Below are 13,984 nucleotides of genomic sequence, written 5' to 3' on the forward strand. Positions count from 1 at the left end.
ACAAATTTTGCACAAAAATAACCATACCACAAACACTATCATACAATTCGCAATCATTAAATCCGGCAAGATGATTTTTGTCATAAAAAACAATAGGGACTACGAATATATTTGCTTTCAAATTCATGTTTTTGCGAAGAATTGTTTCCATATTCAATTTTAGAACAGTTTATACGGGCTTGTTCATCAGCTTAATACTGATGAGCAATCTTCGTTTTTCGTCCATGTATGTGTATTACAGTTTGGATAGGGAAGGTTTTGTAGAACAACTTTGCGAAAACAAGGATGTGCCCGAATTGAACTGTGATGGAAAATGTGTTTTGGCACAAATGCTCAACGCACAAACCGAAGACGACGAGCCCTTTCCACAAATTGGTTGGGAGGAGGTTTTGGTGTTTTATATGGAATTGCCTAAAGTTTTTCTTTTCCGTAGTGATGAAAACGGTCTAAACGTATTTTTTCACAAGGATCACTACACATATAGTTTTACCGATACCCCATTAGAACCACCAAGGGTTTAAGGTTTTTTTCTGAAAATGGTCTGTAGCCTGGACCATGCATGTTAAATCTTAAACAATAATCAAAATGAATAAAAGTATACTGGCAAAACTATGTGTTTTGCTTATGGGTACCGGTGTGCTGTACGCGCAACAGTCTACCGAACAAGATACCTTGACCAAAGAGCCGGTGCAATTGGACGAAGTACTGGTAGAAGGAAAGAGAAAGACAGACCCTGTTTTTTCTACCTTTAAAAGTGAGCCGGCGCGAAAAATTGTGCAATCCAAAAATGTAGCCGATCTATTCAAGGACATTAATGGCTTTGGGTTGATCAAACGGGGGAATTATGCAATAGACCCATCGTTTCGTGCTTCCCAATACGAGCAATTGAATGTCCAGTTCAATGGCGGTACCAAAGTTATGCATGCCTGCCCCAACCGAATGGATCCCATAACCACCCATGTAATTCCCGAGGAGATTGAACGCGTAGAAGTTGTAAAAGGGCCGTATACCTTTAGGTATGGTCCAACTTTTGGTGGAATTGTAAACTTGGTGACCCAAGAGGTGGAAAAGCAAGCAAAAGGTTACCATGGTACCGTTAATTTTGGTGGCGAGAACAATGGAAACGCCCTTACAAGTTTCGCTAATTTAAAATATGTTGGAGAGCAGTTCGATGTAAACCTGAACTTTGGGTATCGTGATTTTGGAAATTACGAAGATGGGGATGGCAACGAAATACCATCATCATTCAGAAGTACGGATTATGGAGTGCAAGTAGGCTTTAATCCAACGGAAAACCAAAGATTGCAAGTTGGTTTTAGACAATCCTTCGGAAGGGATGTGCTGCATGCCGGTCTGCCCATGGATACCGAAATAGACGATAGCAACGTACTTTCGGTAGATTATAAATTGGACAATATTTCCGATGGATTAAAAACCTTGAACGCTAAGGTGTACCGTTCCAAGGTAGATCATGTAATGACCAACGAACTGAGACCTAGCTTTATGATGACAGAGGCAGTTTCGGAAGTGGATGCGACTACAATTGGTGGCAGGGTCGAATTGGAATGGCGCCCCGGTTCAGATATAAAGCTCTACACGGGATTGGATGCATTCTCCGTAGGAAGAACGGGTGAAAGAACCCGTTTGGTGAAAAGGAACATGATGACGGGAGATCCACTGCCCGCTCCCATGGAGTTTGTGGATGGTGTTTGGCAAGATTCCCAAATAGATGATTACGGATTGTTCGTAGAGGCAAAATATCCGTTATCCACCAAGCTTTTGCTCAACGTCGGGGCAAGGTACGATATGGTTTGTTCCAAATCCGATGACCCTTCCGATGATTTTATCGCAGAATATCCCGATTTGGATACTCGAACCGAGCACAATATAAGTACAACAGCCTCCTTCAAATATATGGTGTCTTCGGATGTCTTGTTAGAGTTGGCATTTGGTAGAGGTATGCGATCGGCGAACATGATCGAGAGGTATATCAACCACTTTACTGTGGGGCAGGACCCATTCGAATATGTGGGAAATCCCAATCTGGATGCCGAGGTAAATAATCAATTTGAGCTGGGGATCAAAGCAAAAACAGACTTTGAGAATTACTTTTTTAACCGTTTGGACTATGGAGCATCGGTTTATTATTCCATTTACGACAACTATATTGTTCCGGTAATTGACCCAACTTTGGACAAAAAATATATGCCAATGGCAGAACCGACCGAAGTTAAACGGTTCGTGAATTTGGACGATGCATACAAAACAGGATTCGAAGTTTATGGAGAGTTGGCATTTTTGGAGGACTTTAGCTTTAAAACAGAGTTGTCCTATGTTTATGCAAAAAACAAGGATTTGAATGAATCCCTGCCGTTGACCCCACCTCTAGTGACACGTTTTAACTTTAATTTTGAAAAAGAGAGAATATGGGCCAAGGCCACTTATACCCTTACTTCGGAACAGTCGGACATTGCACTGTCTTTTGGAGAGCAGGTTACAGATGGTTATGGTGTTGTGGATTTGAGCTTTGGTGCAAGACCATTCAAACATTTTACAGTGGGTGTAGCTGCATCCAACATTTTTGATGCGACCTACAATAACCACTTGAACTTTTCTTTTGTGAATCAAGCTGATTTTGGTCGAGTGCCCATTAACGACCCAGGAAGAAATCTATCCGCATTTGTTCAATATAAATTTTAAGAGCAAAAGTGCTATCGATTAAAAAAGGCGTCCTGATGAGGGGCGCTTTTTTTATTGTATTCCTAGAAATAAGAACTCATAATTGCAAAGTTTTGATTACGTAATTTTCGAAAGTCTTTGTAATTACTCCATCTTTTCTAAAAGATAATCTTCTTTCTCAATTGATTACCGACTATCCGTAAAAGACAAAAATTCTTATTCATGTTTATAAAATAGAAAAGGGCGAGGAAGTCCTCACCCTTTTCGTCCCAAATCTTACCATAAACTTAACCTACTTATGCTATGGCACGACTAAAATACTGGTATTGTGTAAAATAACAAAGGGTTTTAAAAAATATTTTGCTTTTGGAAGTAAAAATAAAATGTGCAGTTCATCGATAAAATTGTTAAAACCTTGGTAGTCAAACATAAAGAAGCCGGAGCATGCTCCGGCTTCTTTCCCCAAATCTTACCATGAACTTAACCTACTTATGCTATGGTCCTCCAAATGTAAGTCAAGAGTTGATTTTGAACCCAAGCTTTTAGATGAAACCCTCTTTAATTGGTTGAAATGTTCAACAGAGCTCGATTATTGATAAATGTCAAGAAAACAAAGGAGAGAGTGAAATATGGGCAAAGTTGCAGAAAATAAAAAAGGTGGATAAACTCCACCTTTTTTGTTTCATTTATAAAGTATTTCATTTGAAAACATTGAGAGCCCATTCCATTGAAGAGGTTGAAGTTTTTTGAACTCCCAAAATGTAAAGAACAACCACAAATACTATGGTTGTGATGATAAAATAAATCATCTAGCGTGTTTAAAAGAAACCCAAATCTCTTTTTCTTGGAAATTGTTGGTGGGATTTGTCCTGTTTTTGATCAAAAGGTCGGTTAAAACACAATTGTTTTTCTTGTTAATATCGTACCACGCCAAACTTTGAATTTCATGGAAGTTCTTTACCTCTGGTTTTGGCATTTCTTCGTAATATTTATCCAAAGAATCCTTTCGCACCTCAATAGGTAATTTAAATCCATGCTTTTCCAGATAAAATTTAGATAAGCTGGATGTATTGGGCATACCATATTTGCCTACAACTTTTTGATAAAATTGTTCCATATCCCATACCTTAAGGATTAGAAGAATTTCTTTGAACTTTTTATCCTCTCCCAGTTTTACCTTGGCGGCTATCTTTTCTACAGAAAATCCCAGAAAATGATATTGGCCTGCCATCCCATTAACTGTGCAATAGTCATAGGGTGTCAGACCAGAATCTATAGAATTGTGCATATTTAATTCTATGTAAGTAGAATCTTTAAACACATCTGAGAACGATTTACATAAAACACTTTCATCGATAACCATTGTCTGAGCGATTAAGCACGATAAAACTAAATACCACGAAATTGAATTCATATATAAATTTAATAACAATCATCAGTACCCGACCAATCTTCTTTATATTGTCTCGGTGTTCCTAACCAACCCAAAGGGGCATTTCTTGTTGCCTGCCCTCCAATTTCTTGGAAATTTTCTTTTATAAACTGATCCATTTTCAATGCAAGTACACCCGTATTAATTTGACTGCAAGGTTGCTTCTGAAACCATTTCTACAAATCGAAAATGCAGCTGCATAATTTGGGTTCCAGTAAGCGGGTAAATGAAAATAGTATGTTTGATATGATGCTGCAACACCAATACCAGGGCATTTGCCCCATTTGGTGACTACATCCCAAACACCATTTACACCGGGCACCTGAACACCTGTATTGCCAACTTTATAATAATCAAAACTTTCGCAACTGGGGTCTTCAGTTTCATCCTCCTCATTAATGGGCAGCAAGGTGTTTTCCTCGGGGCAGTCGTCGTTCTTGCCAGTTGGGATGGCCTTTTAATATTAATGAATAGTTGTTCCAACTCTATTTATTTGATTGTATCCTTTGTAAAAGGAATATCCCCTATCGTCAATTCTGTTTTGTTGCTTTCCCTGATAACAGATAGCATCAGCTTCAATTTGCGATTATCCCATACAATAAACAGAGGATTGTTCTCAATGCCACACTTTTTTAAAGTACTTTTAGTCTCGGTGATAGTTATTCCATCAATTTTCGAAACCTTTCTTTGGGTTTCAATTTCGTTTTTAAGCATTAAATCGGCCTTTCCAAGTTCAAGTACCAAAAACCGATAGAATTCTTCATCCACAATACCTTGAAAATCGGTCAATAACTGTTTTATAACTCCCTCCTCATCGGTCTTTACCAAAATATGTTTCAATGGTTTGGTATAAAACTCCTGCTTGGCACCAGTAATCAAATAGGTAATGGAACCAGAATTACCCACCGAATCAAGCACTTTGTATTCGAAAGGAACATTCAATATGTTCTTACCTATCAAGCTTTCAATTTTCATATTTTTATTATTAAAAAACATTGAAACAAGTGCATTGGCTTATAGGAACATAATACAAGTTAAACTAAGTCGTCTTTTTAATTTGACTTTGGCAAATGATAAACACTCATTTAGTCTTATTCCAATTCTATAACTATTCCCGTTTCATATACTGACCAAAATCTCTTGTCTTCCGTTTTTTGAATGAAAAATACTTTATGTTTATTTGTCCTATGTATTATTTTGGAAACTGTTTGGGATTCCATTAACCAATTGTAGTCTATTAATTTACCAATTTGATCTTTCCTTTTATATGTGTGTGAGTGCCCACCATTGAATAAAGCAGTAGTATTAATAGGGTCGTATACAATTTTAAACCAGTCCAAATCTTTCCTAGCTATGAACATTGAAATTTTAATGGGATGGCCACTCTTATTATATTTTATATCAAAGTTTGGGTTTGAAGCGTCTATTAAAATATAATACTCAGTTATATCAGTTGAATCCTTAGTTGTGGATTGACAATACAATGAAGAAAGATTAGTCAATAGACAGGCAATTGAAAAGCATAGGGTCATTAATTCCTTTTTCATGATGTTACTAATTACAATCTATCGTTTTGGTTGAGTTGACTTTTGCTGCTTCATAATAAATACTTATTTGGTCTCCATTTTGCTCATAATATTGATTGCCCTTTGTTGTGTTTTTTAGTCCAGTCCATGCTAGTTTAGTGTAAAAATCATTCCAATTCCATTCATCATAATAATTTTTAAATGTGTCATCGTTCAATTCAGAATGAAAATCCTCAATAATTTCAGCCATTAAGCTGATATAATTTTCGGCCATCATTTCATGCTGCCACCCCTTTTTCTCGCGATACTGCTCATATAATGACTCAAATTTCACATCCTTGGGAACTATACCACCATTTAACTTTTTCACTGCCAAGAACAAGTTTGCATGCACCGCCTCGTGAACAATGGTTTTACCAATAATCAACATAGAATGACTATTGGCCAAATCTTCATCTATTGATATTACAACATTCTTACTGTTGTAGTCATAGTTTGCAGAGGTACAGCCGTTTGGATTATTAGAATCACCGCATTCTAAATTAGAAACCAATTGAAAAGTCAAATCAAACTCTGCATCGTTACCAAAGAAGTCCACCAATAATTCTTGCATATTATTTGTAGCACTTAACTTATCATAAACACATTTTGCCTTACCCGTAAGGTTGTTTATAATTTTATCCTCGTCTTCCTCCTCATTAATCGGCAGCAGGGTGTTTTCCTCGGGGCAGTCGGCGCTCTTTCCCGTTGGGGAGGCCTTGAGAATACCGTTGTCCCCAAATTTGCCGAATTTTCCTTGACCCACCTCCACAAAGGGTTCGGTACCGGCGCCAACGCCACCTCCATAGTCCGGGGCATAAAAGTTCCAATAATCATAGTAGCTGCGCGGATCGTGGGTTCTACGAAATTATCCAACCTATATTTTTATTTTGTACAAAATATAGAGAGCGGCACTATATAGCAAAACCGAAACAATCAGAATCTTCGGATCCATTTTAAAGGATTTCCATTCCATAGCAGATGTGGAGGTTTTCTCCACTCCCAATATGTACATCACGACCAAGAATAGAATGGTCACAATAATAAAATATATCGTTTTCATTTATACATTATTTCGTTTTAATTACAATTTCATAACTGCCCATTGTGCCCTTGTAAGCTACCCCCATTGTTTTGCATGAAATAAAAATTAAAGGAATCAACAGAATTAGATTGAGACTGTTTTTAAAACAAACCTTTTTAATTACATCCATCACCTTTTGCATTGACTGAATTTGTAGCTTCATTTTGTATAGTTTCCTGAATTTCATTTTTATTTAATTGAACCTGATAGACTGATGAACTTTCCAACTGCGCCAAACAAAGTTTCTTATAGTATTCCATACTCTGTTGTTTGTTGTCCCAGACAGATAGTAAATGTTTAATGGCTTGAATGGTTGATCTGCCTGAGTGTCGTAGAGGCCAACACCTTGATTTGGCCTTCAATCACTGAATTGAACACAACTTAACTGATCCAAAGGTGAAAATAAAAAATATCTTTCCAAACACCTTTCTCCAATCTGAACATTGTTATTCCACCAGTTGCATTTTCAGGGCCCTCAGTGACTTCTACATACATCAATGCGTATTTAGTGCCATTATTGGTGAAAATATATGGAAAAGAAATACTGTTTTTTGCTTTCTGTTTAAGTTCTATATTTCCATTGAGTTTCTTCTTATCCAACTTAACGGTGCCCTGTCCAACAAACTTCTTGATGACACCCGAAAATTCATCACTATTAAACATGAATGGAAAATCTATCCTTGGTCTGTCCATGTTGCCTAGGTCGTTATTTGCGTCTTGCCAAGCAGATATGTCATCAAGCCCTTTACTATACGAACTTATATCTATTGTTCTTTTTGCCAATGATTTTTGACCATTAGAACCGTAATATGAATTTATTACTTCATAAGCCTCGTTTGAGGGATTGATTTTCATGGTATTGCATGACATTGTCATAAAAAAGACAAGGACGATTATAAAAAGGTATTTTGCTTTAGTGATCATTTTATGGACATTTTTCTCCTTTTGCATTATTGTTGGCAGTTTGTTCGTTGTTTATTGCATTTTGAATTTCTGTTTTATTAGGCTGTGCCTGATATGCAGATGAAGTTTCCAGTCCTGCCCACGCCAATTTTTCATAATAATTTTGGGATTGTCTCCCATTGTCCCAAACTGAAAGGGATTTTGCCATCCCTTGAACGTATTGCCCTATAAACTCATGTTCTGTGAGATTGATTTTCACCCCTGAACTTAAAGTTTGTTGCGCTCCTAAGTTATTATAGTACTCCCTAATCTTGGTACTAAGATCCGAATTCGGATTAACATTCAATGTATACCCCAAAAACGCATGTACACTCTCATGTATAACAGTTCTAGCAATTGCCAATTGGGTCGCATTCCGGACATAGTCATCATCTAAGTTGATAGTCCATTCAGATTTTCCGATTGTTTTTTGTGTAAAAGCATTTCTCGGTTGTCCGTTGCTATAACCTGCCTCGTCAACCTTAAAAACCAAATCATAATTGCCAGAAGAATCAAACAAATCCAAGATGCCCTGCGATAGATGTCCCGTTCCTGCAAGTTGTCCAATGTCGGGAACGGTCAGGTTTTGCATGTCCTTGGTTTTTAATTTGTTAATAATACCTTCTACGCAAGGGTCAACGGATACATCTATATCAATTTTTTCATCCTCCTCATTAATGGGAATCAGCGTTTCCTCCGCCGCCATTTCCGTTGGAGCCGTTGCCGTCGGATTCCAAGGGTTTGTAACAGGGGTCCTATATCCCGTTCATCATATAATTAGCTCTTTAAGCTAGTGCATGCCAGAGAATAAATTAATCAATCATAAAGCGTCAATCTTGGCTTAACTTGAATAATCACTCCACTACCATCCTTTTTTTGACTTACAAGGAAAAATTTATATTCATTGTCAGAATACATTTGATAAAGAGGGCCATCATACAAAAATTCCAAAAGGGAATCACTTGTGATGATTTTACTCTCTAAATCCATTTTTACAAGGATAGGGCGCGGATTTGAAACGGGATATAATTTAATGTGCTCATTTTCTGTCTTTTCCAATGTAACTGGAAAACCGGAGATCGGATTGAAGTCCAAGGGTGCCTCAACGTAGACCTTTTTGGCTTTTAAAAAACCAAAATTTAAAGTCAATCCAACTATTGTAATAATTGCGAGACCAATTACAATAAACACCTTTTTCTTTGAAATCATTATTCACAATTTAATTCATTTCTTGCTCTTACATATTGAACTGCAAATTCATAATCGCTTTGTTGCTGAGCGGACAGACTTTCTACTATACCTGATAATGCCAAACTCTCATATATAAAACTTTCTTCCCTATTCCCGTCATACAAAGCTAACGCATTGGCTAAGGGTAAAATATATTTGTCTCGCATAATCGAATGATGAAGGTCATTCAGTCCTGTGGTTTGTTCAATGTAATTTGAAAATATGTCCAAAAAAGAATCGCTTCCATCTCCAAATTGATGTTTTAATAATAATGCATGAATGGACTCATGAACAATTGTATTGGCAACTTCCAGAGTTGATCTGTTGGCCGTTTTATCTTCATCCAGGGTAATGGAGTAATAATTATTTGTGACAACTTGTGTTTGACCTGCAATATTACCGGGCAAGTCACCTTCCTCATAGGATAAATGAAAATCATTATAGGTTAAACCTGAATCAAAATTTATATATGTACTTTGAATAATTCCAGGTTCATTAAGGTTGGTGCTCTGTAATTTATCATAAACACATTTGGCTTTCCCTGTAAGGTTGTTTATGATTTTATCCTCGTCTTCCTCCTCATTAATGGGAATCAGCGTTTCCTCCTCGGGGCAGTCGGCGCTCTTTCCCGTTGGGGAGGCCTTGAGAATACCGTTGTCCCCAAATTTGCCGAATTTTCCCTCGCCCACCTCCACAAAGGGTTCGTTGTCACCTCTACTAAGTTTTCATTATTCAGAAAACAATCAATTGTTTACTGTTTTGAGAAAAACAGATATTATGATTTTCATTCAGACAAAGATGTATGGACATTGACCTTGAGAAACTCGTCGTCCACAAGAAAAAACACAACGAATTCATCAAAATACTTCATTACTTTATAGGCATCCAGTTTTCCAGTAGAAGCGTCTCTAAAGATTTTCTTCTTTTTTAGGAACTTTTGTAGACTATAAACTCTCTTTGGTTTTAAACTATATTTTTTTGGCGGAAAACCTGATTGAGTGAAGAAGAACAAATCTTCCTTTATAATAGGTCCAAACGCTGATGTAACCAGCTCTTCAGTCTTGAATCTGAAAGCATGAACACCTTCATGATTTTTTTCCGCCGAGATATAATTCGAATCAAAATTAAAATACAAGGTGTCTTTGGGTACTTTTTGTCCCCAACCACAGTTAAAAAACATCGATAAAATCAAGATTAAAAAATATCTCATAACTATTAATTAGGGCAGTTTTTGGTCGTACTATGGTAATATGTATTCAAACTATTTGTTAATTCGGTCTTCCTACTATCGGATAAATCTGTATAGGCTTTAACATTGTGCTGTTTTAATCCTTGCCATGCAAGAGCTTCGTAAAAACTATCTGGAAGTGGGTTTATGCCATTATTGGTCAAATAATTATAATCACCGTCCAAAACATTTTTGTGAAAATCCTTTAAAGCATTTTTCATAGAATTAACATATAATTCTGCCATGGTATTATGGTGTTTCTCTACTTCATATTTTTCATATGTTTTTTTGAAGTCTAATTCACCGTTTGTTGGATATTTAGTGTTTAATTTTCGGTAAATATCTGCATGTATATACTCATGTATCAAAGTTCGTGCCGCGGCCAATGCCGGCATAGTAGAAAGTTTATCAGTACTAATGTCAATGTAGATAATATCTTGCCCTATGGTATATCTTGTTTGGCCATTTACATACAGACCTCTTTGGTTCGAATAAACCGTATTAACAGATTTAATTTTTATGTCGAACTCAGATTCACCTTCAAAATTAGCCAGCAAATCTTCTAAATATCCTCCAAGAGTCAAATGACTGTTCAAGCATTTTGCCTTACCCGTGAGATCATCAATAATTTTATCCTCATCCTCCTCATTAATGGGAATCAGCGTTTCCTCCTCGGGGCAGTCGGCGCTCTTTCCCGTTGGGGAGGCCTTGAGAATACCGTTGTCCCCAAATTTGCCGAATTTTCCCTGGCCCACCTCCACAAAGGGCTCGGTGTCGTCGCCCGCACCTCCACCATAGTCCGGGGCATAAGAGTTCCAATAGTCGTAATAGTTGCCTGGGTCATGGTTCCCGCCACCGCCGGAACCTGAGCTTCCTTCATTTCCGCTGTTACTGCCGCCGCCACTATTACCACTGTCACCGTTGCCTCCTTCAGCATTTACACTCAAACAGGGCTCCGGTATGCCGCCCATTTTGCCGTTCTGGTCCATCTGCAGGCCAAAAGCCTCCAAGGTATATACCCCTATGGTTCCCTTGAACGGTTTTTCCTCTCTTGGACCCGCCACATATTCGGGCCAGTAGTCCTCGTCCACCTCATAACGCAGAACAAAGGGTTCGTTCTGCACCCCTTCGTGGGTCTGCTTGGCCACCACGTTGTAAAATACATTATGGGGCGTATCCGCAACGTACATCCGCAGGGAGTAGGTGGTATTGCCCACCGAGTCCGTTACGGCCAGTACACGGCTGCCGTCCAGCACCACGTCCGAGCCATCGTTTTTGGAGGCCCAGCCCACCTTGGAGGTCTGCTGCGCTATGGAACTTGAAAAATCGGGCAGCTCATCAATGGTCAATGCCCTTAGCCGTACATTGTCCTCCTCTTCTTGGATTGGCTCAGGGTAGTTGTTGGACTCTTCTTTTTGGCAGTTCCAGGCCAACAGGGCCAATAGCATTGTGAAGAGTAGGTTTTTCAGTTGTTTCATTTTGTCAAGTTTTAATAATTAATAAGATTGGGGAACCTTAAAAAATCACCGCAACACACGGCATACGAACGTTGTGTTCGAATACACTTTTGCTGCGCTCAACAAGTAATGGGGATTTGTGTTGGGACTAAACTAAGAACTTTAATTTAAACCGCATTGGACAAAAACCTTAAAAAAACTGGGGATTTTCCGTAGTTACATGTCGTGGTGGCACTGGAATTTGGAAAAATTGAACAGCTTTTGGAAGTAGGAAAAATAAAAAAGGTGGATAAACTCCACCTTTTTTGCCCCAAATCTTACCATGAACTTAACCTACTTATGCTATGGCAAGTACTAAAGTAGGGTTGTGGGTTTCTGTTCGTATAAAAACCCGCTATACTGCTAGTTTCATCGATAAAGCGCACAGATTGCGCTCTTTTTCTATGTGGTTGATTAATAAGCTCTTTCGTTTTTTCCTTCAAAAAAGTTGATAAACGCCTTGTTGACCACCTTATTACCGCCCGGGGTGGGATAATTTCCTGTAAAATACCAATCGCCCAAGTTTTTGGGACAGGCGCTATGCAAACCTTCAATGGTTTGATAAATAATCTCTACCTCTGCATTTATTCCTTCAGGACTTAGAATTTCCCCGATCTTCTTGGAAATTTGTTTTGCTGAGAATGGTGCATAAAATTCCTTCACGTAGTTTATCACATTTTTGTCTGAAGCTTCGGTCTGGGTAAGGCACTTCTCATAAATCTCTTTGATCAAGTGGGTAGTGCCATGTTCCTCGTGCAAAGCCAAAGCTGCCTTAAAGGCAACAAAATCTTCCAACTTTGCCATATCGATACCATAACAGTCCGGATAGCGGATCTGTGGTGCAGAGGACACAACCACTATTTTCTTGGGAGACAAACGGTCCAGTATTTTTAAAATACTACGTTTTAAGGTAGTGCCGCGAACAATGCTATCATCTATAATTACCAGATTATCGGTGGGTTTTACAGAGCCATAGGAGATATCGTAAACGTGGGCCACCAGATCATCCCTGCTGCTATCTTGGGTGATAAAGGTTCTTAACTTGGCATCTTTGATGGCCACTTTTTCTATTCGCGGACGAATGTTCAATATTTTATGAAGCTCCTCGCCTGTCATGTTCGGCCCCAAGGCCAGAATTTGTTCTTCTTTTTTCTTGTTGAGGTAGTTTTGAGCCTCCTTTACCATTCCAAAGAACGAAGTTTCCGCAGTATTCGGAATGTAAGAGAAGACGGTATTCTCCAAATCGTTGTCGATGGACTTCAAAATTTCTGGAAAAACCAGTTTCCCCAATTTTTTTCTTTCCTGGTAGATTTCTTTATCACTCCCTCTGGAGAAATAGATGCGTTCAAAAGAGCAGGCTTTTCGCTCGGTAGGTTCCAAAATACGTTTTAACGCCATGGAGCCATTTTTCTTAATGATTACCGCATGGCCCGGATCTAGCTCTTTTACATCATCAAAATTTACATTGAACACGGTCTGGATTACGGGGCGTTCGGATGCTACGACCACAACTTCATCATCCTGATAATAGTATGCCGGTCGGATTCCTGCCGGGTCGCGCATTACAAAAGCATCGCCATGCCCGATCAATCCGCTCATGGCGTAACCGCCGTCCCAGTTTTTGGAAGCCTTTCGTAGTATTTTGGCAACGTTCAAGCGTTCGGCAATAAGTGGAGAGGCCTCTCTTTTGGAGTACCCTTCTTTTTTGACCTCCTTGTACAATTTTGCCACGGCGTCATCCAAAAAATGGCCGATTTTTTCCATTACGGTAACGGTATCGGCTTTTTCTTTGGGGTGCTGACCCAAGGCCACCAAGTTGCCAAAAAGCTCGTCAACATTGGTCATGTTAAAGTTGCCGGCCACAATAAGGTTTCTGTGCATCCAGTTGTTCTGTCTCAGAAACGGGTGTACGCTCTCGATACTGTTTTTTCCAAAGGTGCCATACCTAACGTGTCCCATCAAAAGTTCCCCAATGTACGGGATGTTCTTTTTTTGCCACGCTACATCATCTTCAAACTCTGGGTTTTCGGTCAGTGCCGTATTGATACGGTTGTTGATCTGGGCAAAAATATCCTGGATGGGCTGCTGCTGTGCCGATCTTACCCGGCTCATATACCTTTCCCCAGGCTCCATATCCATTTTAATGCTTGCAAAACCGGCGCCATCCTGTCCGCGGTTATGCTGCTTTTCCATCATTAAGTACATCTTGTTTACACCATAAAAAGCTGTACCGTACTTTTCTTTATAGTACTCCAAGGGTTTAAGCAAACGGATCAACGATATTCCGCATTCGTGCTTAATAGGATCACTCATAGCAAATCAAATAAA

15 protein-coding genes are annotated in these 13,984 nt (G+C 38.8%); 2 read left to right on the forward strand and 13 right to left on the reverse strand.

The window, feature by feature from the left end:
* Positions 1-131: 131 nt before the first annotated feature.
* Entirely contained in the window at positions 132-521 is a 390-nt protein-coding gene (locus AB9K32_RS14620) for a hypothetical protein (RefSeq protein WP_369885588.1), read from the forward strand.
* Positions 522-585: 64 nt separating this feature from the next.
* Positions 586-2,700: a TonB-dependent receptor domain-containing protein gene (locus tag AB9K32_RS14625; RefSeq protein WP_224836088.1), complete on the forward strand. Its 2,115-nt coding sequence runs from the start codon at positions 586-588 to the stop codon at positions 2,698-2,700.
* Between the two features lie 784 nt (positions 2,701-3,484).
* Here the strand turns inward: AB9K32_RS14625 and AB9K32_RS14630 are convergent.
* The 13 genes from AB9K32_RS14630 to AB9K32_RS14690 all read right to left on the reverse strand — a co-directional run bounded on the left by AB9K32_RS14630 (position 3,485) and on the right by AB9K32_RS14690 (position 13,969).
* On the reverse strand, positions 3,485-3,967 hold the full coding sequence (locus AB9K32_RS14630) for a hypothetical protein (RefSeq protein ID WP_369885589.1): 483 nt from the start codon (positions 3,965-3,967) through the stop codon (positions 3,485-3,487).
* A 633-nt stretch (positions 3,968-4,600) separates the two neighbouring features.
* Positions 4,601-5,086, reverse strand: coding sequence for a hypothetical protein (locus AB9K32_RS14635; RefSeq protein WP_369885590.1), 486 nt, complete (start codon positions 5,084-5,086; stop codon positions 4,601-4,603).
* Positions 5,087-5,202: 116 nt separating this feature from the next.
* Complete coding sequence (locus tag AB9K32_RS14640; protein WP_369885591.1) at positions 5,203-5,658, reverse strand: hypothetical protein; 456 nt, start codon at positions 5,656-5,658, stop codon at positions 5,203-5,205.
* Between the two features lie 7 nt (positions 5,659-5,665).
* Complete coding sequence (locus tag AB9K32_RS14645; RefSeq protein WP_369885592.1) at positions 5,666-6,442, reverse strand: hypothetical protein; 777 nt, start codon at positions 6,440-6,442, stop codon at positions 5,666-5,668.
* A gap of 111 nt (positions 6,443-6,553) precedes the next feature.
* Positions 6,554-6,739 carry a hypothetical protein gene (locus tag AB9K32_RS14650; protein WP_166249572.1) on the reverse strand — a complete coding sequence of 62 codons (186 nt, stop codon included), beginning with the start codon at positions 6,737-6,739 and terminating at the stop codon, positions 6,554-6,556.
* Positions 6,740-6,876: 137 nt separating this feature from the next.
* On the reverse strand, positions 6,877-7,020 hold the full coding sequence (locus AB9K32_RS14655; protein WP_369885593.1) for a hypothetical protein: 144 nt from the start codon (positions 7,018-7,020) through the stop codon (positions 6,877-6,879).
* A 121-nt stretch (positions 7,021-7,141) separates the two neighbouring features.
* Positions 7,142-7,711, reverse strand: coding sequence for a hypothetical protein (locus AB9K32_RS14660; protein WP_369885594.1), 570 nt, complete (start codon positions 7,709-7,711; stop codon positions 7,142-7,144).
* A complete protein-coding gene (locus AB9K32_RS14665; protein ID WP_369885595.1) occupies positions 7,686-8,408 on the reverse strand; it encodes a hypothetical protein in 723 nt (240 codons plus the stop codon). Before AB9K32_RS14665 ends, AB9K32_RS14660 begins: the two co-directional genes overlap by 26 nt.
* Positions 8,409-8,518: 110 nt before the next feature.
* Complete coding sequence (locus AB9K32_RS14670) at positions 8,519-8,911, reverse strand: hypothetical protein (protein WP_369885596.1); 393 nt, start codon at positions 8,909-8,911, stop codon at positions 8,519-8,521.
* Entirely contained in the window at positions 8,911-9,621 is a 711-nt protein-coding gene (locus AB9K32_RS14675; protein ID WP_369885597.1) for a hypothetical protein, read from the reverse strand. The genes AB9K32_RS14670 and AB9K32_RS14675 overlap by 1 nt, the downstream gene beginning before the upstream one ends.
* A gap of 95 nt (positions 9,622-9,716) precedes the next feature.
* Positions 9,717-10,142, reverse strand: a complete 426-nt coding sequence (locus AB9K32_RS14680; RefSeq protein ID WP_369885598.1) for a hypothetical protein — start codon at positions 10,140-10,142, stop codon at positions 9,717-9,719.
* A 5-nt stretch (positions 10,143-10,147) separates the two neighbouring features.
* The gene (locus tag AB9K32_RS14685) at positions 10,148-11,638 is read right to left on the reverse strand and encodes a hypothetical protein (RefSeq protein WP_369885599.1); all 1,491 of its coding nucleotides are present in this window, start codon (positions 11,636-11,638) and stop codon (positions 10,148-10,150) included.
* 432 nt (positions 11,639-12,070) lie between these two features.
* The gene (locus AB9K32_RS14690; RefSeq protein WP_224836089.1) at positions 12,071-13,969 is read right to left on the reverse strand and encodes an amidophosphoribosyltransferase; all 1,899 of its coding nucleotides are present in this window, start codon (positions 13,967-13,969) and stop codon (positions 12,071-12,073) included.
* Positions 13,970-13,984: the final 15 nt, after the last annotated feature.

The organism is Allomuricauda sp. XS_ASV26 (genome assembly GCF_041224615.1).
GTDB classification, from domain to species: domain Bacteria; phylum Bacteroidota; class Bacteroidia; order Flavobacteriales; family Flavobacteriaceae; genus Flagellimonas; species Flagellimonas alginolytica.